This is a genomic window from Peredibacter starrii, from assembly GCF_034259205.1.
Classification (GTDB): Bacteria; Bdellovibrionota; Bacteriovoracia; order Bacteriovoracales; family Bacteriovoracaceae; genus Peredibacter; species Peredibacter starrii.
The window spans coordinates 472,489-496,584 of the sequence record NZ_CP139487.1; the positions used below are offsets into that span (position 1 = coordinate 472,489).

Annotated in this window: 20 protein-coding genes; 14 read left to right on the plus strand and 6 right to left on the minus strand. The window is 42.4% G+C overall.

What is annotated here, in order from left to right:
• Positions 1 to 81 precede the first annotated feature (81 nt).
• The 7 genes from glmU to SOO65_RS02500 all read left to right on the plus strand — a co-directional run bounded on the left by glmU (position 82) and on the right by SOO65_RS02500 (position 9,862).
• Entirely contained in the window at positions 82 to 1,437 is a 1,356-nt protein-coding gene (glmU, locus tag SOO65_RS02470; protein WP_407676984.1) for a bifunctional UDP-N-acetylglucosamine diphosphorylase/glucosamine-1-phosphate N-acetyltransferase GlmU, read from the plus strand.
• A gap of 84 nt (positions 1,438 to 1,521) precedes the next feature.
• Positions 1,522 to 3,333 (plus strand): glutamine--fructose-6-phosphate transaminase (isomerizing), encoded by a 1,812-nt coding sequence (gene glmS, locus SOO65_RS02475; RefSeq protein WP_321396409.1) that lies wholly within the window; start codon positions 1,522 to 1,524, stop codon positions 3,331 to 3,333.
• Positions 3,333 to 5,579: an ATP-dependent helicase gene (locus tag SOO65_RS02480; RefSeq protein ID WP_321396412.1), complete on the plus strand. Its 2,247-nt coding sequence runs from the start codon at positions 3,333 to 3,335 to the stop codon at positions 5,577 to 5,579. Before glmS ends, SOO65_RS02480 begins: the two co-directional genes overlap by 1 nt.
• Positions 5,580 to 7,463, plus strand: a complete 1,884-nt coding sequence (locus SOO65_RS02485; protein WP_321396415.1) for a hypothetical protein — start codon at positions 5,580 to 5,582, stop codon at positions 7,461 to 7,463. It begins immediately after the preceding gene.
• Positions 7,460 to 8,515, plus strand: a complete 1,056-nt coding sequence (mtnA, locus tag SOO65_RS02490; protein WP_321396419.1) for an S-methyl-5-thioribose-1-phosphate isomerase — start codon at positions 7,460 to 7,462, stop codon at positions 8,513 to 8,515. The genes SOO65_RS02485 and mtnA overlap by 4 nt, the downstream gene beginning before the upstream one ends.
• A complete protein-coding gene (locus SOO65_RS02495) occupies positions 8,512 to 9,444 on the plus strand; it encodes a Ppx/GppA phosphatase family protein (protein ID WP_321396422.1) in 933 nt (310 codons plus the stop codon). Before mtnA ends, SOO65_RS02495 begins: the two co-directional genes overlap by 4 nt.
• Entirely contained in the window at positions 9,434 to 9,862 is a 429-nt protein-coding gene (locus SOO65_RS02500) for a Crp/Fnr family transcriptional regulator (protein WP_321396426.1), read from the plus strand. Before SOO65_RS02495 ends, SOO65_RS02500 begins: the two co-directional genes overlap by 11 nt.
• Here the strand turns inward: SOO65_RS02500 and SOO65_RS02505 are convergent.
• Entirely contained in the window at positions 9,859 to 10,290 is a 432-nt protein-coding gene (locus SOO65_RS02505) for a FliG C-terminal domain-containing protein (protein ID WP_321396429.1), read from the minus strand. The two genes, SOO65_RS02500 and SOO65_RS02505, sit on opposite strands and share 4 nt — an antisense overlap.
• Positions 10,291 to 10,336: 46 nt before the next feature.
• Positions 10,337 to 10,819, minus strand: a complete 483-nt coding sequence (locus tag SOO65_RS02510; protein ID WP_321396432.1) for a hypothetical protein — start codon at positions 10,817 to 10,819, stop codon at positions 10,337 to 10,339.
• 34 nt (positions 10,820 to 10,853) lie between these two features.
• Between SOO65_RS02510 and SOO65_RS02515 the strand changes: the two genes are divergently transcribed.
• Complete coding sequence (locus SOO65_RS02515; protein ID WP_321396436.1) at positions 10,854 to 12,035, plus strand: thiolase family protein; 1,182 nt, start codon at positions 10,854 to 10,856, stop codon at positions 12,033 to 12,035.
• Complete coding sequence (locus SOO65_RS02520) at positions 12,032 to 13,333, plus strand: hypothetical protein (RefSeq protein WP_321396440.1); 1,302 nt, start codon at positions 12,032 to 12,034, stop codon at positions 13,331 to 13,333. Before SOO65_RS02515 ends, SOO65_RS02520 begins: the two co-directional genes overlap by 4 nt.
• Here the strand turns inward: SOO65_RS02520 and SOO65_RS02525 are convergent.
• Both SOO65_RS02525 and SOO65_RS02530 read right to left on the minus strand, forming a co-directional pair.
• On the minus strand, positions 13,330 to 15,120 hold the full coding sequence (locus tag SOO65_RS02525) for a hypothetical protein (protein ID WP_321396443.1): 1,791 nt from the start codon (positions 15,118 to 15,120) through the stop codon (positions 13,330 to 13,332). The two genes, SOO65_RS02520 and SOO65_RS02525, sit on opposite strands and share 4 nt — an antisense overlap.
• A 75-nt stretch (positions 15,121 to 15,195) precedes the next feature.
• A complete protein-coding gene (locus SOO65_RS02530; RefSeq protein ID WP_321396446.1) occupies positions 15,196 to 15,741 on the minus strand; it encodes a hypothetical protein in 546 nt (181 codons plus the stop codon).
• A 75-nt stretch (positions 15,742 to 15,816) separates the two neighbouring features.
• Between SOO65_RS02530 and SOO65_RS02535 the strand changes: the two genes are divergently transcribed.
• From SOO65_RS02535 to SOO65_RS02555, 5 genes are all read left to right on the plus strand, one after another.
• The gene (locus tag SOO65_RS02535; protein ID WP_321396448.1) at positions 15,817 to 16,692 is read left to right on the plus strand and encodes a HEAT repeat domain-containing protein; all 876 of its coding nucleotides are present in this window, start codon (positions 15,817 to 15,819) and stop codon (positions 16,690 to 16,692) included.
• A 91-nt stretch (positions 16,693 to 16,783) separates the two neighbouring features.
• Complete coding sequence (locus tag SOO65_RS02540; RefSeq protein ID WP_321396451.1) at positions 16,784 to 17,287, plus strand: QcrA and Rieske domain-containing protein; 504 nt, start codon at positions 16,784 to 16,786, stop codon at positions 17,285 to 17,287.
• Positions 17,288 to 17,303: 16 nt separating this feature from the next.
• Complete coding sequence (locus SOO65_RS02545) at positions 17,304 to 18,083, plus strand: cytochrome b N-terminal domain-containing protein (RefSeq protein WP_321396453.1); 780 nt, start codon at positions 17,304 to 17,306, stop codon at positions 18,081 to 18,083.
• An 18-nt stretch (positions 18,084 to 18,101) separates the two neighbouring features.
• Positions 18,102 to 19,178, plus strand: a complete 1,077-nt coding sequence (locus tag SOO65_RS02550) for a cytochrome b family protein (RefSeq protein WP_321396456.1) — start codon at positions 18,102 to 18,104, stop codon at positions 19,176 to 19,178.
• Between the two features lie 25 nt (positions 19,179 to 19,203).
• A complete protein-coding gene (locus tag SOO65_RS02555; protein WP_321396461.1) occupies positions 19,204 to 22,041 on the plus strand; it encodes a c-type cytochrome in 2,838 nt (945 codons plus the stop codon).
• Positions 22,042 to 22,068: 27 nt separating this feature from the next.
• On the opposite strand, the gene SOO65_RS02560 is transcribed toward SOO65_RS02555, so the two are convergent.
• Positions 22,069 to 23,013 carry a hypothetical protein gene (locus SOO65_RS02560; RefSeq protein WP_321396464.1) on the minus strand — a complete coding sequence of 315 codons (945 nt, stop codon included), beginning with the start codon at positions 23,011 to 23,013 and terminating at the stop codon, positions 22,069 to 22,071.
• 3 nt (positions 23,014 to 23,016) lie between these two features.
• Positions 23,017 to 24,096 carry a hypothetical protein gene (locus SOO65_RS02565; protein WP_321396469.1) on the minus strand — a complete coding sequence of 360 codons (1,080 nt, stop codon included), beginning with the start codon at positions 24,094 to 24,096 and terminating at the stop codon, positions 23,017 to 23,019.

Below are 24,096 nucleotides of genomic sequence, written 5' to 3' on the forward strand. Positions count from 1 at the left end.
TATTTTTTTTGATCAAAAAGGTATGTTTTTATGAGCGACTCAATCGGTATAGTAATCCTTGCAGCTGGTAAGGGTACCAGGATGAAAATTGAGACCCCAAAGGCCCTGGCAAAAACTGCGGGTAGGCCCCTTTTGGAATATGTGGTCGATGCTGCTCTTAATTTTGCCTCTCATTCCTCTCTGAAAGCAGAGATTGGATTGGTAGTAGGTCACAAGAAAGAATTACTAGAGGAATGGCTAAGTACTCACAGTCAAAAACAATTTCTAAAAACCGCCTGGCAGAAAGAGCAAAACGGAACTGCTGACGCTCTGAAATCTTGCTTCCACGATCAACCTCATTTTTGGGACTACACTTACACATTAGTTGCATGTGCAGATACTCCGCTCTTAGAAGAAGCAGAATTCAACAAACTTTTTGAAGTACTAAAGGCCGATCCAAAATTAGTAGGAGTGGCCGCTACATTCGAGGCACATGATCCAACCGGTCTCGGAAGAATTGTTCACGGCAAGAATGGCTTTCAGATCGTTGAAGAGAAAGATGCCTCTCCTGAACAAAGAAAAATCACAGAGGTAAATTCTGGTGTTTATATTCTTAAAACGTCACACGTTAAAGAAGTGCTAGGAACAATTTCGAATAACAATAAATCTGGTGAATTCTATCTCACTGATTTATTCCAAGATAAATATTCTGTGAAGCCCGTGAAGTTTCCCTCGGAAGTTCCATTTTTGGGAATCAATACGCTTGAACAGCTTGCCGAAGTAACGAAACTTTTCAGAGCTAAAAAGCTTAAAAAGCTTTTTACGGAGGGGGTTGAGTTTTTGAATCCCGATTCAGTTCATATCGATGATGCCGTCACGATTGGTGTTGGCTCGATTATTTATCCAGGAGTGACTCTTCTGGGGAATACTAAAATTGGTAATGGGGTAGTGGTTGAAACTGGCTCATTTATCCGAGACAGTATTGTTCACGATGGGGCAGAAATTCTTGCTCATAGCTATCTCGAGGGCGCTTTGGTACACAAAGATGCAACCATTGGTCCTATGGCCCGTCTTCGCCAAGGTGCTGACATTGGTCCAGAGGCCAAGATAGGAAACTTCGTTGAAGTTAAAAAATCAAAACTTGATAAAGGTGTGAAGGTCTCTCACTTAAGTTACGTGGGCGATGCTGAGATTGGCGAGAACACAAACATTGGTTGTGGTTTCATCAGCTGTAACTATGATGGGGCCAATAAGCACAAGACTAAAATCGGTAAGAATTCATTCATCGGCTCTGATGTTCAGATGATTGCTCCGATTGAAATCGGCAATGACGCATTCGTAGCAGCAGGGTCAACTATCAGTAAAAGTGTCCCTGACGGCGCCTTTGCTATAACCCGAGCACAACAGGTCACTAAAGAAGGGGCCGCCAAGCGATTCATCAAGACGAAAAAGTCCTAAGGAACCACGCGTTAAACTAGTAAGATCCCCTCTGAAATGTTAGATTGTAGCCCTTAAGTTTCACTCTAATATTTCGGAGATTTTATGTGCGGAATCGTAGGCTATTCCGGACCACAAAATTCTGTGGGTCCTATCATTGAAGGTTTATCGCGTCTTGAATATCGCGGATACGATTCGGCCGGGATCTGTCTCAAGATCAACAACGAACTTCAAATCGTTAAAAAAGAAGGTAAGCTCGATAATTTAAAAGCACTTTTAAATGAGAGTAAGCCTTTTTCAAATACAGGTATCGGTCACACTCGTTGGGCCACCCACGGTGCAGTTACCACTGACAACGCTCACCCACACGGAAATGAGATCTTCGCAGTTGTTCACAACGGTATTATCGAAAACGCTCCATCACTTAAAAAAGATCTTATTGCTGAAGGTTTTCAGTTTAAATCTCAAACCGATTCAGAAGTGTTCTTAGTTTTGTTAACAAAATTTTACAAACAAACCGGAAACACTCTTCAATCAATTTCAAAAGCTTTCAACCTCATCACTGGTAACTCAGCTTTCGTAATCACAGAGAAGGCAAGTGATAAACTTTACGCCATCAAGCGTTCAGCTCCACTGGTAGTGGGAGAGAACAAAGACAATCGTGAAGCATTCGTATCTTCGGATCCTTTCGCACTGGTTGGCTTTGCTCCAAGAATTTATTTCCCCCAAGACGGCGTGATCTGTGAAGGTGTTGTTACTGCAAATGATGTAACAATCAATTTCTATGAACTAGATCTTACTCCATCAAGCCGTTATAAGTTTCAAGCAAACTCAATGTCGATGGACACAACAACAAAAGGTCCATACGAGCACTACATGCTTAAAGAAATCCATGAGCAACCAGCTCTTGTGGATAAGCTTGCTGCTTTCTACATCAAGAACGAAGGTAGAAAAGAGCTTGATTCACTTAAAGGTTTCAAGGCCCCGGCATGGCACTTAACTGCTTGTGGTACTGCTTGGCACGCGGGTCTTGTGATTAAGAACTACTTTGAACAAATCAACCGTCAGCGCGCTGATGTGGATATTGCTTCTGAGTTCCGTTACCGCGAACCCATTCTTAACAAAGGTGAAGTAGGTCTTTTCATTTCTCAATCAGGTGAAACTGCCGACACGCTTGCTTGTCAGGAACTTTGTAAAGAAAAAGGTATCGAGACTTTCTCAATCGTGAACACTGAAGGTTCTACTCTTTTCAGAAACTCAGATAAAAACTTCCTGATCCACGCTGGTGTAGAAATCGGTGTTGCTTCTACGAAGGCCTTCACGCTTCAGGCTCTGACTGGTTATCTTATGAGCCGTGCGATGGAAGGAACTCTTGATGATCCAAAACTGTTCTCTGAGATCCAGCTTCTTTCAAACCGCATTGGCGAACTTTGTGCTCAATCGGATTCACTAAAAGAAGTGGCAGAGAAAATTTATACGAAGAAAGGCTTCATCTTCACTGGCCGTGGGAAGTATTTCCCAATCGCTCTTGAAGGTGCACTTAAACTTAAAGAGATCGCTTACGTTCATGCTGAAGGCTATGCGGCCGGTGAACTTAAACACGGTCCGATCGCCCTGATCGATGAGAACATCGTAAACATCGCAGTGGTCGGTCCTGAGCTTCTTGAGAAGACAGTATCAAACGTTGAAGAAGTTAAAGCTCGTCGCGGAATCATGGTTGTTGTTGGTCCTAAGAATTCACCAGAGATTGAGCACCTTGCTGATGCTTATATCCCGCTTGATTTCAACGGCCTTCCAAACCTAAGCCCGTTATACGTGAACGTGGCGTTGCAGTTCCTTGCTTATCACATTGCCAAACTTAAAGGCACAGACATTGATAAACCAAGAAACCTCGCGAAGTCAGTTACGGTAGAATAATGAATTTAGATTTTCTGAACGAATCTCAAAGACAAGCAGTACTCATGACCGATGGACCGGTCATGATACTTGCTGGTGCAGGTTCTGGTAAAACCAGAACGCTGGTAGCACGAATTCAGTACTTACTGGAAGAGAAGCGTGTCAGCCCATATCAAATCCTGGCAGTAACGTTTTCGAACAAGGCCGCTCGTGAAATGCGTGAGCGTCTGGCGGTCAATACTTCGGTGAATGTTGGAACTCTACAGGTAACGACCTTCCACGCTTTTTGTGCGAAGGTTCTCCGCATGGAAGCGACCTACTTAGGTCTAAGTAAAAACTTCACCATCTACGATGACGGTGAGTCTCAATCCATTATCAAAGCAATTCTCACTAAGCGTGGGATCAATCAAAAAGAGCTTTCACCGTATACGGTGGCGGCCTTCATTGATGGTCTAAAGAATCTTGGTTACTACATGGGCCTTGCCCGCAATGCAGATGTTGAGAAATATGCTGAAGACAAGCGTCTCTTTGATATTTTCATGGAGTACGAAGCTGAGCTTCATCGTTCAAATGCCGTGGACTTTGGTGGACTAATTACTGGTGTTTTAAATCTGTTCCGTTCTTATCCTGAAGTACTACAAAAGTATCAACAGAAGTTTAAATACGTTCTGGTGGATGAGTATCAAGATACTAACCGGGCCCAGTTTGATCTGATTCTTCAATTAAGCCAAACTCACCGCAATCTGTGCGTAGTAGGTGATGAAGATCAGTCCATCTATTCTTGGCGTGGAGCTGATATTAGAAATATCCTGGATTACGAATCAGTTTTCCCGGAAGCAAAACTCATTAAGCTTGAGCAAAACTACCGTTCTTCGAAAAAGATCATTGAGGCCGCATCAGAAGTTATTTCCCGAAACCTTGCCCGTAAAGGTAAGCAGATGTGGACAGACAATGATGAAGGTGAAGAGATCCGTATCGTTGAATGTCGTGATGATAAAGCGGAAGCGGACTTTGTGGGTCAGCAAATCAGGCATTTGGTTCAAGAAGGCGTTTCATTAAAAGATATTGCTGTCTTCTACCGAAACAACGCTCACTCGAGAACCATCGAGGACGCTTTAAGAAAAGAAAAGTTTCCATACAGAGTTGTGGCAGGGATCAAGTTCTACGACCGTAAAGAGATCAAAGATATGATTTCTTATATGCGTGTAGTGGTGAACAAAAAAGACTCCCTGGCGCTCACTCGTATTATCAATACTCCTGCTCGTGGGGTAGGTGCTACATCACTTCGAAAACTTGAAGACGAGGCCGTTCGCCTTCAGCTTTCATTATTTGAACTTTTAGAAAAGATCGTGGAGTCTCCTGCGGAGTTCAAACATCTTTCTCTTTCTGGAAAAGTTCAAAGTGCAGTTTATCAACTCGTTCATTTAATTCAAGAGGTTCAGGTCCTTGAGACCCAGAACCATTCTCCAAGCTTTAGCTATGAGAAACTCTTAAATGAATCAGGTTATTATGAAGTTCTTCGCGCGGACAAAAGTTACGAGGGTGCAGCTCGCTTAGAGAACTTAGAAGAACTTATGAGTGCCATTAAGCAGTTTGAGGACTCGGAGAATGAACCAAATATGGTGAAGTTCCTTGAGACCATCACGCTTGATACCACTGTTTCAGAAGATGGTTCAACTGATCAAGTATCACTCATGACCGTTCACGGCTCTAAAGGTCTTGAATATCCCTACGTATTCTTAATTGGAATTGAAGAAAATATTTTTCCTTCTTATAAGAGTTTAGAAGTGGGTCCAGTCGCACTTGAAGAAGAGCGTCGTCTTTTCTACGTGGCGATGACCCGAGCGATGAAACAATTAACAATTACCTTCGCCCAAAGCAGACTTTTGTGGGGAAGTATCAAATTTAATGGCCCAAGCCAGTTCTTACATGAGATTCCGGCGCAGTACTACAGATGGGACTTCTTTCAAACTGGTTCCAAGAAGGCCCAATTCGATAATTACTCTCAATCATATGATGATTGGGACCAATCTAATCATTCTTCTGATGATCAGGTCTTCTACAAAGAGAAAGTCTATCAGACGAAGAAGGCGGTCGCGAATCTCTCAAACTATCCGTCAGGTTCTAAAATTGTTCACGCCCTCTATGGGGAAGGAACCGTTTTAGATACTGAAGGACTGGGACAAGATGAAAAAGTCACCATTCTTTTCCGTGATGGAGTACGAAAGAAATTCATGGTGAAATTTGCTCCACTTCAAAAGGCATAAATGAGAATCTCTTTAAAGTTTTTGGCGATTGCGTGGTTAGTTCTTCTCATGATTGTAGGAGGACTTCTCTATAACGCTTATTCAAAGCTCAAACCTGAAACTTTCATTGCGATTATAACTGAGCAAGTTCAGAAAAATTATCCAAACACGAAACTGGAAGTTGGAACCATAGATTATGGTTTCTCTTTGGATTTTAATCTAACTCTTAAAAACATTCAGTTAAGAAGATCGGGCAAACTATTAGGCAGTATTGGGGAAGTAGAATTGAAAGTTCCTTGGTGGCTCATTTTTATGAATCGCGGGAACGCTCAGATCAATCTTTCAAAGCTAGACATCTTCATCGATCACCATGAGACTCACGAGATGAAGGGTGTAAGTGATGGTGCGTCTCACGCCAAACATATGATCTCGGTGAATCTTCCAAGTTACCTGACTGAAGCAAGATACACCTTAAGGGCCAAAGAAATTTCGATTAAAGATATTCATAATGAACGTCGTTATTTCCGAGTTTCTAAATTACTTGTTCGTGAGTTTCAATACGGTAAGAATTCTGCTTTTGAGATTAATATCCCAATCGAAATCACTCATGGTAGCAACGCCTTCCGTTCTGATCTTTGGCTTTTTGGAGATGTAACTCCTGATCCTGCCTCGTGGAAGCTCAACTACCGTGGTGAGTTCCGTACCATTGATAATAACGACAAGTTTCAAATTGAAGATCTTGTTATCAACGGTAAAGCAAGTTTCAAACCGAGCAACCTGGACATCAATTCCAAGGTAGAACTTTTCATTGAGAAGGATATGATCGGTGAAGGTGGCCTTGATGCCACCCAGGATTCTTTGAAGCTGGGAATGAATTTTACCAAGCTTCCAATGAGCTACTTCAATTTTATGTATGATCAAATCAAGAACCCGTATCTGGCCAAACTTGAAGGTGAGGCACAGGGTAAAATTGATTTTCAAAAGCAATTTGATATAGAGCAAGCGAGCATCAAAGGGAAACTCACTTTCGAAGGTCCGTTTCAATTTTCTCCTGAATTAAAACTAGATGGTAAATGGCAAATTGGATTAGATGACTCTCGTTGGGAGACTTCTTTTATTACCCCAAAAGGCGAGGCCAGCTTCTTCCGTCGTTCCGTGGTGGACATGAAGAAAAACATCATTACTCAGTATACGGAAGAGCTGGGTTTCTCAGGACTTGATTTGACTCATGCCCTGGCCCCGGTAAAATCTCTCTCCGCCTTGGTTAACGAACCAGATGGACCTTTTTACACGACAAATATTTCCTATAAAAAAGCTCTCCTTGGGGAAAAAGTCATTGATGGTCAATTCCAGTTCGGCCGCTCACCTGATCATAAATTTTATCAGGCCCGTCTGATTGATCAAACCAATACCTTTGATATGAATTACTCTAACAAGGGTGTTCAGAATGCTCTGGATATTCATTTTGCTAAATTCCCATGGGCAGCTCAGTATAAATTCCTGGCGCCATTTTTTAGCGCTCAAACGGCAATCATCAATGGAAAAGTTGAAGGTCGCTGGCTAAGTGGCGAATGGGAAGCGGGCCAATGGCTAATGCAGTTAAACGCTTCAGATGTGGCCGAAATTCAAGGCACAGTACCTGACTTTGTTCAGCAAACTGCAGCTTTATTCGAAATCGACAGTAGAACTGCTAAACAACAAACAATCAATGTTTCCAACAAGAATAACGTCATCACGTTGAATTCTTTAATGTTAGAAACAAATGAATCTGCTAACATCACGGGTTCTTTAAGTTCACAACCAAAACATAAGTCTTATGTTACTCTGGCCTATCCAAAAAACAAAAAGTGGAAGCCCGTACGTAAAGAAGTTTTGGCACCTTATTGGAAGAAGGAAGAGAAATGAGCCAATCATACCGTCCGATTATCTGGAAAGACGACACACTATTACTTTTAGACCAGCGCCTTTTACCACAAACGGAAACGTTTGTTGAAGTGAAGGACCTGAAAGGCTGTGCTCTTGCCATCAAAGACATGATTGTTCGTGGTGCTCCTTGTATTGGTTTCACAGCTATTTACGGCATGGCCCTGTGGGTGAAGGCCCAGTCATCTCTAACAGTTGCTTCTTGTAGAAATGCCTGTGATGAAATGATTAGTGCTCGTCCAACTGCTGTAAACCTTTCGTTTGAAGTGAACCGTTGTTTTGAAATCATGAAAAACGGCCTTGCTGAGAATCAAAGCAAGGAAGATCTTTATAAGAAGCTTGTTGCCTTCGGTGACCTTCAAATTAAAGAGAGTCATGAGAAAAATACCGCCATGGCGAAAATTGGTTTTGAAGAACTGAAAAAGAAAGTCGGAGATAAAAAATGGCGTCTAATGACTCATTGTAATACTGGCTTCCTTGCATGCGGCAGTCTTGGTACTGCCCTTGGTGTAATTTCTTACGCCAATTCTCAAGGCCAGGTTGAATACGTTTACGCAGATGAGACTCGTCCTTATATGCAAGGGACTCGTTTGACTGCATTTGAACTAAGTAAAGAAAATATCCCATATAGCATTGTAGTTGAAGGTGCGGCCTCGTATCTTCTTTCTCATAATAAAGTCGACGCAATTTTCGTGGGTGCAGATCGTATTGCTGCTAATGGTGATACGGCCAACAAGGTTGGTACATCAACTCTTGCCATCGTAGCTAAGCACTACAACATTCCTTTTTATGTTGTGGCCCCGGTGAGTTCATTCGATGTGACCATCCCTGACGGCTCACATATTGAAATTGAAATGCGTCCTATTAATGAAATTACCGAACTAAAAGGTATTAAACTTGCTCCGGAAGGAGCGAATGCTGTGAACCCAAGTTTTGATGTTACTGATCATCAGTTCATCACAGGGATCATCTGCGAAAAAGGTTTCATTAATCCTAAAAATCCCGGTGAATTAGTAAGAGTGGTGCAATCATGATGAGCGACATTCGTGCCTCAATCGATATTGGTTCTAACAGCGTTCTCCTTTTAGTTGCTGACGTTTCTAATGGAAAGCTAAAAGAGATTTCTAAGCGAAGCGAGATCACGCAACTTGGTAAAGACCTGGACAAGAACAAGGCCTTCCATGCGGATTCGATGAAGGCAACTTATGAGGCGATTAAGTCTTATGCGGAAGACTGTGATAAGCACGGGGTTCCAAGAGAGAAGATCATTGCCACTGCAACTGAAGCGGCACGTGTGGCCGGTAATGCAGCAGAGTTTTTCCAGAAAATCGAAGATGAATTAAAAGTTCATATCAATATTATTACTGCCGAAGCAGAGGCCTATTTCTCAACAAAAGGGATTCTCTTTGACTCGAAATTTGATTCAGAAATCATCACCATTATGGACATTGGTGGTGCTTCAACTGAGCTTATCAAAGTTAACACTAAAAATTTCCAGATTCTGGAAACAATTAGTATGCCAATCGGTGCCGTGAGATCTACTCAGTGGCTTCATGATGATTTGTTTGTTCAGAACCTTCAGAAGGTATTCCTGGATTTCCGTACTTCAATTGATAAGTTCCAAACGAAAGAACTTTTCTGTGTAGCGGGGACCGTGACTTCTCTCGGTAATATGCATCTTCAAAGAAAAGAGTTCGAAGAGGACGAGGTTCACGGTCTAAAGCTTAAAGTTGAAGACATTGATAATCTCTTCAAGAAATACTCAAACTCAAACCCTGAGCAGTTTTTAGAGCAGTTCCCGTTCTTACAAAAACGTTCTCAAAGTATCCGCGGCGGCCTGCACCTGGTTTATCACCTGGCCCACCGTCTTTTGGTCAAAGAAATTACTATTTCCACATATGGACTCCGTTTTGGTACGCTTTTAGAAGGCAAAATCAAAAAGGAATTCCTGAATGGAAAATAACAGCGTTCTTGGACCTCATTCCGTTGTCTTTAAAGAGGGCACACCTGCCTCTAAGCTTTACCTGGTTAAGAACGGTGAAGTCCTCTGTTTAAAGGCCTCTAAAGATCGTTTGATTCCAGTTTTTATGGCCAAGGAAGGGGACATTATTGGGGAAAGTGCCATTATTCAGGATCTGAATCACACTTACTCCGCTGTTGTACCTCAATACGCCCATTTGATTGAAATACCGGCGGATAATTTACAGATTGTCATGGAGAAGGGCCCGGATTGGCTAACGGAACTTGCGACGACGATGATCTTGCGTTTTCAGAATACATCAAACTTGATAGCCGAAAACCGAGTCATTCATCCGTCAATTATTGATGAAGATCAGTTCACTTCGGCCATCGAAGTTGAATTCAAGAAATTATTATCTTAGTAAAATTGAATTATGCGGTTACGGTGAAGGTTCAGAGCTAGCTCCAGTACCTTCTGCTGAGCACGGAAACACTCATTGCGGTTTCCTGTCAGATCTTTTTGCATAATATCGAATGCCTTCAATGCCATCTCACGTGAAATAAGTGATAGGGCACGACGCTGATTCTTTACATGAACTAAACTAAGAGCAAGTCCTAGGATAGCAGGTTGAACCTGAGACACTACGGTCTTTAAGCATGAATCGTCCAAGTCCCAGATGCTTTCAAATGAAATACAAGACTCAGTAAGTTCTTTTGCTAGAGCAGGGTTACGAGTGCGGAGATTTTTTAGAAGGCGCGCTTTATCGGCAGAATCCATCTTTTGAAGAAGCTCGATCACTTGTCTCTTGCCGTTAATATAAACACCATTTTCTGAATTCTTCTGACTCATCTATTCTCCTTCCTGGATTGAGATGTCGGGGACCAAAATATCTAACTTACGCTTCTTCTAGCTTGGCTTTTTCTTGTTCAAATTTCTGACGAGCTTTCTCTAGGTACTCGCGGTGTTTTGTTTCCTGATTTGCAATCTGTTGCTCGTTACCCATCTGTTGTTCAGAAATACGATCAGATTGTGATTGTTTTAAATCGGCCATCAGTTTTTCAAATCGCTGAGTTTCTTCTTCGATTCTCTTTGAATATTGATTTCTTACTTTCGTAAGTTTTACTTCAGCATCGGTCTTTTCTTTATTGAGTTGGACCTCGTAGTCTTTTTTGACCTTGGCCACTTCCTTCTCATTCTTTTCTTGAACTTCTTTTAGCTCTTTCTCATAGTTGTCGCCCAACTTTCGTAATTCGAAAGTTTGACGTTTATGCATCATCTCTTTAGTCGATGCGGCCTTGGCCTGTGCTACTCCATCTGACATAGACAACTTTTCCTTGTTATGAAAGCTAATGCCTTTCATGGCATTATTCATTATCATACTGGTATAAGCTCCCTCACAAGGCAGGCAAAAAATGATGGGTAACCATCCAGGGAAAGTTTTCATAGTTCAGGGAAAACGAACTCCATTTGGGAAGTTCGGCGGCTCCTTGAGCAATGTAACTCCGGTGGAACTAGCAGTAATTGCTACAATGGCCCTGCTTGAAGAGACCAAACTTTCACCTGAGTCTCTTGATCAAGTAATCTTTGCCAATGTGATCCCTTCAACTCCAGACACCTTATATGCCGGTCGCCACTTGGGTCTTAAAAGCGGGATGAAGGTTGAATCTCCGGGTATTGTGATCAACCGTTTATGTGGTTCAGGCATTCAAAGCTTAATCGATGCTTCTCGTTTAATCAGAACTCAAGAGGCCAATGCCGTTTTAGTGGCCGGGGCTGAAAATATGAGTATGGTTCCTCATCTTACTTATGGAGCTCGTTTCGGAACGAAGTATGGTGGACTTGGAAGTAAGGACCTCCTTCTTGATACGCTCTATGATAAGCACGCCAATATGCCGATGGGTCAGACCGCAGAAAATCTTGCTCACGAATATACCGTTACGAAAGAAGAGTCTGATGCCTATGCTTTCGAATCACATCAAAAGGCCAACCAGGCATACGCAGCGGGTTTAATTCAACCGGAATTGGCCCCCGTTAAATTTGATCGTGTGGATTGCTCAAAAGATGAGCATCTGCGTGAAGATGTATTACTGGGTGAAATGCAGAAGTTAAAACCAACTTTCAAAAAGGACGGAACTGTTACAGCAGGCTCGGCCTCAGGAATTGTTGATGGTGCTTGCGCCATGATTGTGGCGAGTGAAGAGTATGTAAAAAAACATAATCTAAAACCCATCGCTGAAATTATCGCCGGTGAAGTCGTCGGGGTAGATCCGTCTAAGATGGGCATTGGCCCGGTACCTGCGATTCAAAATCTTCTTAAAAAACAAAATTTGAAAATCACTGATATTGATCTTTTTGAAATCAACGAGGCCTTTGCTCCTCAGGTGATTGCTTGCCGTAAGGCACTTGAGATCTCTCCTGATAAACTTAATATTTGGGGAGGAGCGGTCGCTCTTGGACATCCATTGGGTGCCACTGGATTAAAAATTACTCTGACTCTGGCGCGCCAGCTCCAGCATCTTCACAAAAACTATGGTATTTCTTCTGCATGCATTGGTGGCGGGCAGGGAATTGCTCTACTTATTAAAAGAATATGACATTAGTACGAACTGATTTTGAACATTTTAAGAACTGGTTAGACCTCGATATCAACTCTATCGCTTGGGAAGGCCGTTACGCGGATTCTTTTAGTGGTTTCTGGGACTCTTTCTTTAAAGATAAGATTGAGCCTTTAGAGCTGGCGGACAGATTTAATTACGCCAAAAGAATCGCTAAATCGGGCCCTTTGATTTCATGGTTAAACTGGCTGTTTGAAAAATTCGTGGTCTTTTCTTTTATTCACCAAGGTCGCTCAGTTCGTGAAATCGCATTTCAATTCGATCTTCAAGAAAAATATATCTCTACTGTTCTTCGTGATCACCTGATCAAGGTTTATCCCGCGTTTGAAGATTACATCAACGAGAACTTCCAAATTAGTAACGTTAGTTCAAAAAACCTCTTTTTAAAGTTCGAAGATCTGGAACCAGTATTAGGTGCTGAGGCAAGGAATAAAGGAACTTTTGAAGACGATATCCTGGCCCATATGGAAGTCACTCTTTATCCAGATTGGCCAAATCTCGTGAAAGAGCTTCGTAAGGACATGCTGTCGCTTAAAGTTGACTTCGAAAACTTCAAAAAGAAGACCGCTTTCCGAAAGCAACTTCGCTTCTTCCAGGAAGTGATCATCCTGCTTTTGATTTTAAGTGTGATCGTTTTCGCTCTTAAGAATTTCAACAAATGGTATGAAAATAATCTTGTGAACAAGATCACGCTTTTTGAGCCAAACTTCTTCTGGCTCGATAAAACGCTTTCCTACCAGGAACAAGATCTTCTGGCGAAACAGCAGATCGATCTTTCAAATAAAGAACTAGAAGAACTCGAAAGAATCGAGGCCCAACAAGTATTCACAGATGAACGTCTTGGTTCTCGTTATGATCCAGAGTCAGATGTGGTAGTTCTAGATTCTGTGGAAAATGTTCCCAAGAGTTTTGGTGAAGCCGAAACCGAGCAGTCTGAATACGAAGAGAAGTCAAAGGGTGGCTACCGCGACAGCGCATACGCCGCTTCAAATAAGAAGGCCTATCGAATCCTGATGGCCTCAGTTGAACCAGCAGCCATCAGAAACAAGATTTTACCTTTAATGAAGAAATTCGGCATTGCTCAAGTGGATAACGTAAGACCCGGGATGCAGATTCCTGGCGGGCTTTATTTCAACCTTATGGTGCCTTCGAATAACCTCAAAGATTTCATGACAAAAGTATCCACACTTGGTGAGGCCACGATCTTTGAAAGTCGCTCACAAGGAGGAGATCAGGCCGGTAAGAACCGAGTTTTTATTTGGGTGAAGTCGATCTAGTTTCCGGATTTCCCTAAAATATTGTCGAGGATCACAGCATCTTCAAACAATCCACCTTTTACAGTTGATTCGCCATCTACGCTGGTCTTGAGATTTTCAAATAGAGAACTGTCGACATTGGCAGTTTCTAAACCTTGAGTTTCTTTTTTAAGCACGTTGATGTTTCGTCCGAGAGTTTCGCCTTTCTTATTCGATAGTCCGATGTAACCCGTAATGATGTTATTAAACATGACGACTTGAGCGAGGCGAGTGCGTTCTTCTTTTGATTCTTGAACGTTGGCCTTGATGGCATCTGCTTTTTTATTTCCTTCTTTTGCCTGGTCCGCAGTCATCTGGCGGCTACCCATTTTATTTTTAAGCTCTGCCAGAGCGGCCTCTCGGCGTGCCTCGTAGACGTTCCCAATCTCTTTTTCAATATTCAGATTTGGGTCCTTCTTTAATTTCTCTAATAGATCCAAATATCCATTTTCAGTGAGGTATTCTTCGAGTTTCTTTTTATCGTCCGCGACTAGTGCTTTCACGCGGGCGATCTCGACTTCTTTTTTCATTCGAAGATCCATGTCCATCGTATGTTCTACTTTTGCCAATGAATCATCCACTACAATGAAATCTTCGCAACCAGAGTTTTCTGGATTTTGAGCACACTCATCTTGTTTCTTAGTTAATTGAGAATCTTTCGGAGAGCCATCGCCTACGAAATCAGCCGAAGTATAGTTTGTAAGGCTGTCGATAGAGTTCTCTCCTTCGGCAGTTGGATCATAGAAAGTAACATCCGCAACTTTCATCCCCGAACTACTTCCGTCCATATTTTTTTCCATGCCTTCAATGATTTTTTTAGCATCAGCAATGGCCTTACGGTATTTTTGAGTTTTGTCTTTCGCCAGACAGGCATTAGCACCGGTCTTTTCGTTTTTAGGATCTGCTTCAAATATTTTACAAAGCGGAACAATCTGCATGGCACAGTTCATGAAGAAAGTCTCAACGATTTTGAACTTGTCGGGCTGGTTTACATCCAGACTTTGAAAAATATTCTGGTAGATGGCCTCTTTAGAGCCAGTATCAGAAAAAGTTCCAAAACCCTTTGAGCCAGTGTCTGTGAATAGTTTAGCGTAAGCGGCTTTGTCAGTTTCAGATGCACTCTGGTCAGGAGCGGGATGTTTATTGAAAAATCCAATCCAGTATTCCCCAAAGCTCTTCCCAGTAGAACTAACTTCTTTACCCTCAGTATCGGCCTGACGAAAGTTCTCAAAACAAAAACGCGAAACTTCAAACATACTGTTCTTCATCAACTGTGTTCGATAAAGCTGAATGAAAACTTTCTGATCCACCATCTTGCGATTTTTGAACTTCATCGCTTCGGCCATTTTCTTATAATCTTTTTCGTCGCGATCTACACCCGTCAGCGCCTTGTACATCTTGTTACCAAAGTACTCAGTGATGTCTTTGGTAGATTTTGAACCAACAAGTCCATAGGACTGCAGTCCAAGCGCATCTGAGAGTTTTGCCAACTCATCAGCATTTTTTTTCTTTGAGAGTTTTTCTTTAATACAATCAACTGCCTTTTGAGCATTTGATTCTTTTTGTGTGGGGCTTAGAGATGCATCGAACTTATTTTGTTCCTTACAATCTTTGAACTCAGCAGAGCCTTCAAGAGCACCTTCAACTTCGAAGTCTTTAATCGTTGAGATAAGTTTCTTGTTTAATTCATCATCGCTGATTTCTTTGATTTCATCAGCAGACCAGGCATGAGTGGAGAGTAGGAGGAGAGTTAAAATAAGCTTTTTCATATGCTTATTTTATCGGAAGAATAGGGGGCGAGGCTTACATCTATATATGGCCCCCTAATAATCTTGAAAAATCAATTACATAGCGTCGCGAGAGATACCGAAAAGGGCCTTCATTTCGCCCAACAATTTATGGCTTTTACCTAAGTAGATCCACTGGCGAACAAACCCAATCAACATGGCGGCAATAAAGCCATAGGCAACACCAGAGTGTACGACCTTCGTCACAAGACCAGTATCGTGTGCTCCACCAAGAAGAAATGCAATTGTTCCAAGGATCAGCATTAACATGGTCCAAGGAATAGTTTGTCGCTTACAAAGTTGTGACTCATGAACATAACGGGCCACTTTCTTTTTATAAGGCTCAAGATCCATTGGTGGTTCATCAAATAATTCTGAGAGATTGGCCTCACTGTTTAAGGCGTTCCAAACATTCTCAACTAATCTGGCCACTCCAATGAAATAGAACATCACGAAAGCTTGAATAAAAATCACATACATGAAGGTTGGAATGGCCAATTGAATATGACCAAAATCAATATTGATCCAACCCAGGGCCACACTCGCAGTGAGGGCAATCCCGAGAACCATAATCACTAATAAAAAACGCAGAAGATAGGCCATTAGACTTCCAATTTGAGCTTCATTTTGTTAATTTCCCCCGTACATTTACCGCCTTTTTCGTCATAAGGAAATCAAATGTCCGAACAAAATCAGGGCAACCAAGCTCCTGCAAAAAAAATGCTCGAGAGTTCGCCTCTTTCGGGTATCGCTGTACCTATCGCCATCGTTCTTGTTGGTGCGCTAATTATTTTTGGCGTGACCAAGATGCTTTCTACTGGAAAGAACCACCGAGACCTTGTTGAAGAGATGAACTCTAAGACGTTTGGTAACCGTTGGGTTGCTGCCTATGAGTTGTCGAAGTTTTTGGCCTCTCAGAAAATCCCGGCCGAAGATATGCCTTGGGTGATTGAAAACCTTGGTCGCGTGTATAAAGAGTCGGTTGATGCTCGTACAAGAAATTTTGTTGTGCTGGCACTCGGCAGTCTAAACAATCCTCTTTCATTAAATGTTTTAAATGCTGCGTTATCTGATCCTGATCCTCAGGTTCGCTTTAACGCGGTTGTGTCCGTTGGGAATATGTCTCAAGGCTCGGCGATCGAGTGGGACAAAGTTGAAGCATTGTTCAATGAAAACGAAGATGCCGGTATGAAGCAAGTGGCCTTGTTGACGATGGCGGCGCACAATCGCCCAACCACGCAAGAAAAGGCGCTTTCGCTAATCAATTCTGCTGAAAAAACACTTCGATACTCAGCAGCAATTGTTTTGATCCAGTACAAATCAGCGGACGCAATCCCGGTGTTAGAAGAGATCCTTAACTTAAGATATGACGTGGCGCAGGCCGGGGAACTAAACGGTGCCCAAGTTGAAGGTCTGAAAGTAAACGTTTTGGAAAATTTGGAAAAATCCAAATGGAATGAATTGTCGAAACTGGTTGAAAAAGTCGAACAAGACGACACAAACGTGAAGGTCACGACAAAAGCAAAACAGGTTCTAAAAGTATTGAAAAATTAGAAGTTTACACCCATAATGGGTGAAAACAAATAGCCCCCATTTCTAGCGCCAAATTTTTGGCCTAGATTTTTTTATTTCCGGAGAATCTCTCATGAGTGAAGAGACCAAAACCAGTCTTAACCGCCGCGAGTTCTTCAGCTTCTTAGCTGTTGGATGGATCACATTCGGTGCTGCTACCGCAGGTATGGCGAGTTTAATCTTTAGATTTCTTTATCCAAACGTTGTGTTTGAACCCGCGATGGATTTCATTGCTGGTTTCCCTGATGATTACGCTGAAGGTGTAGACGAGCGTTGGAAAAACGGATTCGGTGTTTGGATCTATAAAAAAGATGGTCGCCTCGTAGCGATGTCGAACATCTGTACTCACCTTGGTTGTATTCCAACTTGGCTTCCAGCTGAATCAAAATTCAAATGTCCATGTCACGGATCTGGTTACTACCCGAATGGTATTAACTTCGAAGGTCCGGCCCCACGTCCGCTAGAGCGTTTTAAAATTCTTCGCAATCCTGAAGGGAAAATCATCGTCGATAAGACAAAAGTTTTCCGTTACGAGAAAGGCGAATGGAACAACGACGGCGCTTACATTGATGTCTAATTAGTAGAGGATATATATGTCTGAAGGTTTTGCTAAAAAAGTTGCTAATACCCAAGTCTGGAAAGCGATTTTCCGTCACGGTCCACCAAACAACGCTCGTAACAGAGCCGCTGTTGTTGCTGGTAACGTGTTCCTACATCTTCACCCAATCAAGTTGAAAAAATCAGGCGTTCAGCTTGGTTACACTTGGTGTATGGGTGGTCTTACATTTTTCGTGTTCCTGGCACTAACAGTGACTGGTGTACTTCTTATGTTCTATTACCGTCCAACTGCTGAATACGCATTCACAGATATCATCGGTCTTCGCGAACACGTACCTCTAGGGATCATGCGTGAGCTTCACCGTTGGGGCGCCCACTTAATGGTAATTACTGTTTGGATTCACATGTTCCGTGTATTCATGACTGGTTCATACAAACCACCTCGCGAGTTCAACTGGGGTGTGGGTGTAGTTCTTCTTATTCTTACAATGCTTCTGTCGTTCACAGGATACCTTCTTCCTTGGGATCAGCTTGCTATTTGGGCGATTACCGTAGGTTCGAACATGGCGAAAGCAACTCCGTTCGCAGGTCACGGTGGTCCAGGTGCCGCCCTTGCTAAGATCGGTGACTTCGTTATGGTTTCTGATAAAAACGACGTTCGTTTCCAACTTCTTGGTGGTCGTTTCGTAGGTGAAGCAGCATTGCTTCGTTTCTACATTCTCCACTGCGTATTCATTCCACTAGTTGTTGCAATCCTGATTGCAGTCCACTTCTGGCGCGTACGTAAAGACGGCGGAATTTCAGCTCCACTATAAAGAAAGAATAGGAAATATATGATTAAGGCAGCGATTAACTACCTTTCCGATCCTCTTTACTCGTTTACTTTGTTTATCATTCTTTTCGTTCTTGCAATGAAGAGAATGGATATCGTTGGGACGAAGAAGTTCGGACTTGCTCTACTTATCGGCGTACTGGCCATCTTCGGATGGATGGTAACAGATCCGGTATTCTTCTCAGTAATTTCACTTCCAGATAACATTCCTATCATTATCCTGAATGGTCTGGTTTTCTGGTCTACCTGGTATGCATTATATAGAGGTCACCAAAACGATCTACGAATCGCTGCCGGTGAACAACCGATTGAAGGTACTCCTGAGAACCGTGAAAAAGTTTGGGCATGGCCTAACCTTGTTTATACAGAACTTTTCTGCGGTATCCTTTGTACGATCTTCCTCATTGTGTGGGCGATTTTCTTCAAAGCTCCTCTAGAAGAACCGGCCAACCCAACTTGGGCACCAAACCCAGCGAAAGCTCCTTGGTACTTCCTTGGTCTACAAGAAATGCTTGTATACTTCGATCCATGGATGGCCGGTGTGGTACTTCCTGGTTTCATTATCGTTGGTCTAATCGCAATTCCTTTCATCGATATCAACCCGAAAGGAAACGGTTACTACACTTTTAAAGAGAGAAAATTCGCCATCGCGGGCTTCCTTTTTGGATGGCTTGCTCTTTGGGTTTACCTCATTCAAGTAGGTACGTTCCTTCGTGGTCCAAACTGGACGTTCTATGGTCCGTTTGAGTACTGGGACTTCCACAAAGTTGTGGCCGAAAACAACGTTAACTTATCTGAATACTTCTGGATCAAGATGCTTAACGTTGGTCTCCCTAAGAACATCTTCCTTCGCGAAATCGTAGGGATCATCTTCATGGGACTATATTGCGTGGCCTCGGTTCCATTTATCACTAAGAAGTGGGGATACAAGTACCTGCCTCGTATGGGTGCTATCCGTTACTACTTAATGGTGTTCTTACTTCTTGGTATGGCCCTACTTCCACTGAAAATGTACCTTCGTTGGTTCTTTACTCTGAAGTACATCGTGGCAATGCCAGAATTTGAATTAAACCTCTAATCGTTATTATATAAGGTAGCTCTAAATGAAACGTGAACCTGGAATGGCATATGACACTAAAGTCCTGAATAAGGTCTTTGCTGTTGTTTCCGTAGTTTTCCTCTTAGTTGTGATTTGGATGGTTTTTGATGACTACATCCGTCCATGGAAAGCTGTACAAGTTAAAGCTCTTGATATCGAAAAACAAAAGATTCAGGAAAAAATCAAAGAGATCGATGGATCTATTGATGGCAATAAGCTGAAAGAAATTAAGGCGAAAATTGCTGAAGCTGAAAAAGGTGTTGCTTCTCACGAAGAGCAAATCTCTAAGATTAACGAAAAGATCACTGGAATCCAGCGCGAAATCTACGTTCAAAACATGGTAAACGGTGTGAACGGATCAAAAGCTGCTGAGCTTCAGTTTAAGTATGAACACGCGATGATGGAGAACCATCCAGAAGACGCGAAGAAACTTAAAGTTAAATTCGACGATTCGAAGAAAAAAGAAATTGAAGGGAAAGACCACCTTAAAGCTCTTCAAGCTCAAGAAGCTGCTGCTAACGATGAACTTAAAGCTATTATGGCCAACAAAACTGCGGCCGAGAAAGAACTTAAGAACATGGTTGGTGATAAAGAAAGAATGCTTCAGGCAATGGCATCTACGGAAAAGAATCCAATTTGGGCCCTTCGTAACGCTCCTTTCATCGATTACCTAGATCCAACTATTAAAATTCGTCAGTTCGTAATTCAAAAAGCGACTAACGATTTCTATTTCCAACAAGTTCCTAAGATCGACCGTTGTACTACTTGTCACGTATTCATTGATAAGCCAGGTTACGAAGATCAAGCGAACCCATATAAGACTCACCCGAAAGTTGATTCACTTGCTGTTGGCGTAAGCTCTGCTCACCCAATCAAGGACTTCGGTTGTACTTCTTGTCACGGTGGTGTTGGTGACCGTGTAAACGATTTCAATTCTCCTGCTCACATCCCTCAGAACGCTGAACAAGCTAAAGAGTGGAAAGAGAAATACCACTGGCATGAACCACACAAGATTCCGCAGCCGATGGTTCCACTTCAATACGCAGAAGGTATGTGTATGAAGTGTCACAAAGAACAAGAACGTATTCCAATGGCAGACAAACTGAACCACGGTCGTCAGCTTGTTGAGAACTACGGATGTTACGCTTGTCACAAAATCGAAGGATGGCAGCACCTGAAAAAACCAGGTCCTTCTCTTCAAAAGGTTTCTGGCAAACTTTCGAAAGAATTCATTAAGAACTGGATCTGGTCTCCAAAGACTTTCAATCCTAAGTCGAAAATGCCTTCTTTCTTCAACCAGGAAAACAACTCAACTCCTGAGTTCAGAAATAAGAACATGGCCGAAGTTAATGCTATGGCCGAATACATTTACCAAACTTCTCGCGACTACAAGCCGTTCCAGAAATTCTCGGCCGGTAACGCTGAAAAAGGTAAAGAGCTTATCGAAACTATCGGTTGCGTAGGCTGTCACATGGTTGAAGGCATCGACGATAAGTGGAACGCAGTAGGCGCCAAGAAAGGAACTTACCTAACTGGTGTAGGTTCTAAAGTAGATGGCGACTGGCTAGTTTCATGGTTGAAGAAGCCATCCCACTACCAAGAAGACACGGCAATGCCTTCATTCCGTCTAACTGACGGTGAAGCAAATGATATTGCTACTTACTTAATGAGCCTTAAGAATCAACGTTTTGCTGATCTTCAGTTCCCTGAAATCAACAAAGCTGTTCGTGATGAAATCCTGGTTGATTACTTCTCAGCTTTCGAAACTGTTAAAGCTGCGAAAGGCAAACTAGAGAAGCTATCTGATGCTGAAAGAACAATGGAGCTTGGCCGCCGTTCAATTAACAAGTACGGCTGTTACTCTTGTCACAACATCAATGGATTCGAAGGTGACCTTCCTCAGATCGGTCCAGAACTTACAAAAGAAGGTTCTAAACCAATCGAGCAGTTCGGTTTCGGTCAGCAGAAACAAGTTCCTCATACACGTCAGGGCTGGATTACTCAGCACTTAAAAACACCGCGTATCTGGGATGTTGGTGTACCTAAGCCGTTTAAAGACCTTAACCGTATGCCTAACTTCTACTTAACTGATGAAGAAGTTGAGTCGATGGTTGGTGTGATCCTTGGTCTTGTATCTGATAAAGTTCCTCTTGCTGGTATGAAACGTCTATCAGCTGGTGAGAAGCAGTACTACGAAGGTATGAAAGTTGCTAACCAGTACAACTGTTACGGTTGTCACAAAATCGATGGTATCGGCGGTAAATTGTCTGAAGCTTTCGACGATCAGAACTATGGTCCTCCTTACTTAACGAAAGAAGGTCTACGTGTTCAAACTGATTGGTTGTATGACTTCCTTCAGAACGTTCACCCAATTCGTCCATACGTGAAAGTAAGAATGCCAACATTCAACTTCAAGCATGACGAACTTAATAAACTTGTAACTGGCTTCCAGGGTGGTTCTGACCAGCCTACATTTGAAGCTCCACAAACAGTTGAATGGGAACCAGGCGAGAAAGAGGCCGCTCAGAAAATCTGGAACGAGCTAGCATGTACAACATGCCACACTCTAGGTTTCAACAGCGATGCTCCTCAGGCTCCGAACCTTCACTATGCGAAGAAACGTCTACGTCCAGCTTTCATGGATGCTTGGATCACAAATCCTCAGTCGTTCCTTCCATACACATCAATGCCAGCATTCTGGGATGATGGAAGTGGTAACCTGATCCCTGCAGTAGACGGCGTTCTTGATAACGATCCGAAACGTCAGATCCGTGCAGTTAGAAAACTGGTTCAAGAGTTCGGCTACAACACAAGCCCAGCTCCTTTCCCAAAGAACAACTAATTCTCTAGGTGCGGGGTAGGAGTAATCCTACTTCGCACTCTTTTCAAACCAATCCAATAAATTTTTAAATCCGCTACAACTGGTCGATTCAAAATCGTTGATGGGTTTTAAGTGTTCGCTAAGGCAATGTCCCAGGAAGCGACATTCTTGGCAGTGAGGATCTATGGTGTAGGTCGCTTTCTCATTTTTTGCCCAGGACTGATATTCATTCAAATCCTGTAAATGTAAGAAGTATTCACGTCCCTGTTGATCAAAGTCCAGTACGGCCCATCTATTGGCTGGGGTCAGATATATGTGATTATCACTCCAGCTGCGGCGATTTTTTTCAATCGCATTTTGCAGTTCGTGAAGATTAGTGAAGCTGAAGTTCCAGCTACGAGACCGATAAATTTCCACATAACTTTGAATGAGCTTTTCATAGGCGCGGTGAGAAATTTTTAAGGCATTACCCTGATTCTGGTTATAGGGCTTAATCTCAAAGGCACTGAGAAAGGGGAGCTGATTCAAAATCTTCAGTATTTCGAGAGGAGAAAAAGTCATAAACTCCGGAGATGCAAGTGAGAGGACAGTGAAGTCCCTGCTCAAGGTTTTCATCTTTTCATAGATAGCCTCATGTCCCTGCCGGGCCCTATAATCCCAACTAACTGAAAGAGTAAAATCGTTCCCCCGATGGTGTATAAATGGCGAATTTACATTGGATAAATTGGTCACCAGATTAAGAGAACAACTGAGGCCCGCGAGATATCCCAGTAATTCGTACTGATAATCAATTGGGAGAATGGTGATTTCCCCTCCGTAGAGATCGATATGTTCCAGTTGGGCTTGTTGCTCTAGCTCCGTAACTCTGGCAGATATGTCCTTTACGTCCAAAATTTTTGGATCACTCAACTGAGAACTCGTGAGGTAGCAGGTCTCAGCACATTTGCCGTTCCTAAAATTACAATAATAGGTCGGGTTGAGGCTGAGAATCATGGCTTAGTTTAGATCTTTAAACTTACGAGGGAATAAACAGTTCTTAATTCCCTTGTTTTGCATGTAGTTTAAGACCTTTCTTCCTACGCAGGCAGTGAGGTACTGACAATCTGAGCATTCAGTAGTTTTGTCAGCATAAGCAAAGCCCTTCGTTTGAAGTTCAATGTGCTGATTCATGATGGAATGAGCATCCATCGCCTCAAGTTTAAATACATTATGAGTATCGATGATCTGCTCATAAATGAACGGACTGAAATAAACATCATTTTCAATGAGATTTAAGCAGATGGTATTGCTGGTATTGTGGTGCTTATCAATGTTGGTGAGATAGATATTACGATAATCGTTCTTCTCCAGAATATCCTGCAAGAACCCTTTCCAGTAAGAAAGATTCTTATCAATTAAGGTATTGTTCTGACTGCGGAAGAACCCAGGATTAAATTCCAGAATGGTGTTGAATTCACTCTTAATAGTTTCAATCACTTCCATATAGTTTTCTTTCAGAAGTTCATTGTTGTGAATATTCACTACATAAGACCAATCGATGATTTTAGGAGAGTGGTTTTTGAAGTAGTCCAACGCCCACTTGTTGTCCTCCATATATTTGGTCTCTTTAGCGAGCATCTTTTTTGTGTTAAGCGGGACGAGAAATTCCAAAATCATTTTTTCCCGGAAGAGCTCATTGTTATCCAGAATGCTAAACAGCTCCTTAAAGTGTTCGCGATTGAGATTATCAAACACACAAGCGGCCGTGATACGCGTCTTCTCGTTTAGCTGCAGGAGTTTTTGAAATGTCGGATGAAGCAGCACTTCTTTTGTATTGTGAGCACTAAAGAACTCAGTGGGGGCAAGAATGATTTCGCGAAAGCGAAGCCCTTCGCCGGCCAGGCCTTTAGCAATGGTATAAGCTCTCTCCAGGGCCTCTTCCCAATTATTTACATCTCGAACCTTCCGGACATAACAGCCTTCACAGGAATGGATACAGCCATTCAGGATATCCAGACTCAGTACAAAATCCATGTTCTCAATATTATCAAGATTGGTTTTGGACATTTTTTCCAGGAAGTTGGTTTCAATTGTCAT

Excerpts from the sequence above, each read along its gene's own strand:
- SOO65_RS02500 (WP_321396426.1), top strand. The coding sequence starts at position 9,434 with ATGGAAAATAACAGCGTTCTTGGACCTCATTCCGTTGTCTTTAAAGAG.
- mtnA (WP_321396419.1), top strand. The coding sequence starts at position 7,460 with ATGAGCCAATCATACCGTCCGATTATCTGGAAAGACGACACACTATTA.
- SOO65_RS02480 (WP_321396412.1), top strand. The coding sequence starts at position 3,333 with ATGAATTTAGATTTTCTGAACGAATCTCAAAGACAAGCAGTACTCATG.
- SOO65_RS02545 (WP_321396453.1), top strand. The coding sequence starts at position 17,304 with ATGTCTGAAGGTTTTGCTAAAAAAGTTGCTAATACCCAAGTCTGGAAA.
- SOO65_RS02550 (WP_321396456.1), top strand. The coding sequence starts at position 18,102 with ATGATTAAGGCAGCGATTAACTACCTTTCCGATCCTCTTTACTCGTTT.
- SOO65_RS02505 (WP_321396429.1), bottom strand. The coding sequence starts at position 10,290 with ATGAGTCAGAAGAATTCAGAAAATGGTGTTTATATTAACGGCAAGAGA.
- SOO65_RS02560 (WP_321396464.1), bottom strand. The coding sequence starts at position 23,013 with ATGATTCTCAGCCTCAACCCGACCTATTATTGTAATTTTAGGAACGGC.
- glmS (WP_321396409.1), top strand. The coding sequence starts at position 1,522 with ATGTGCGGAATCGTAGGCTATTCCGGACCACAAAATTCTGTGGGTCCT.
- SOO65_RS02530 (WP_321396446.1), bottom strand. The coding sequence starts at position 15,741 with ATGGCCTATCTTCTGCGTTTTTTATTAGTGATTATGGTTCTCGGGATT.
- SOO65_RS02565 (WP_321396469.1), bottom strand. The coding sequence starts at position 24,096 with ATGACAATTGAAACCAACTTCCTGGAAAAAATGTCCAAAACCAATCTT.
- SOO65_RS02535 (WP_321396448.1), top strand. The coding sequence starts at position 15,817 with ATGTCCGAACAAAATCAGGGCAACCAAGCTCCTGCAAAAAAAATGCTC.
- SOO65_RS02555 (WP_321396461.1), top strand. The coding sequence starts at position 19,204 with ATGAAACGTGAACCTGGAATGGCATATGACACTAAAGTCCTGAATAAG.
- SOO65_RS02510 (WP_321396432.1), bottom strand. The coding sequence starts at position 10,819 with ATGATAATGAATAATGCCATGAAAGGCATTAGCTTTCATAACAAGGAA.
- SOO65_RS02515 (WP_321396436.1), top strand. The coding sequence starts at position 10,854 with ATGATGGGTAACCATCCAGGGAAAGTTTTCATAGTTCAGGGAAAACGA.
- SOO65_RS02540 (WP_321396451.1), top strand. The coding sequence starts at position 16,784 with ATGAGTGAAGAGACCAAAACCAGTCTTAACCGCCGCGAGTTCTTCAGC.
- SOO65_RS02495 (WP_321396422.1), top strand. The coding sequence starts at position 8,512 with ATGATGAGCGACATTCGTGCCTCAATCGATATTGGTTCTAACAGCGTT.
- SOO65_RS02525 (WP_321396443.1), bottom strand. The coding sequence starts at position 15,120 with ATGAAAAAGCTTATTTTAACTCTCCTCCTACTCTCCACTCATGCCTGG.
- SOO65_RS02485 (WP_321396415.1), top strand. The coding sequence starts at position 5,580 with ATGAGAATCTCTTTAAAGTTTTTGGCGATTGCGTGGTTAGTTCTTCTC.
- SOO65_RS02520 (WP_321396440.1), top strand. The coding sequence starts at position 12,032 with ATGACATTAGTACGAACTGATTTTGAACATTTTAAGAACTGGTTAGAC.
- glmU (WP_407676984.1), top strand. The coding sequence starts at position 82 with ATGAAAATTGAGACCCCAAAGGCCCTGGCAAAAACTGCGGGTAGGCCC.